At 58.4% G+C, this 500-nt stretch carries 1 protein-coding gene; it reads left to right on the forward strand.

Annotation, left to right across the window (positions count from 1 at the left end):
* Nucleotides 1-500 (forward strand): rhamnan synthesis F family protein (locus DAI20_RS20565; RefSeq protein WP_205781560.1); only part of this gene is annotated, 500 nt, incomplete at both ends.

Genomic DNA, 500 nt, shown 5'->3' on the forward strand with positions numbered 1-500 from the left:
GTTTGGTTTCATCAAGACCGAAGTGCTGCGCGATGATCCCAATGGCGTGCAGGACGTTGGCCTGTCCAGCCTGATCGCCGACCCGGTGCGCCTGGGCCAGGTCGAGGAGGAAGTCGCCAGGATGCGGGCCACGCGTGTCAATGCGATGCCGCTGCTTGCCCAGTCCAGTGACGGAATTTCACAGGAAGAACTGCAGCGCTATGGTGTTGGCGCCATTCCTGCTGACAAGCTGAAGTCGCGGTTCGCCATTGTGCTTCATCTCTATCATCTGGACCTGATCGAATCGATCCAGGGCTACATGAAGAACATGATCGTTGATCATGATCTGTTCGTGTCGGTGAAATCGGTTGCTGATCGTCGGGTGGCTGTGCGCTTTTTCGAAGAGCGGAAGGTGCGTGCCTTCGTCTTCGTGCATCCGAACATCGGGCGCGACGTCGGTCCCTTCGTCAGCCTGCTCAATACCGGCCTGCTCGACCGCTACGACGCGGTCTGCAAGATCC

The organism is Planctomonas deserti (genome assembly GCF_003067705.1).
Classification (GTDB): domain Bacteria; phylum Actinomycetota; class Actinomycetes; order Actinomycetales; family Microbacteriaceae; genus Planctomonas; species Planctomonas deserti.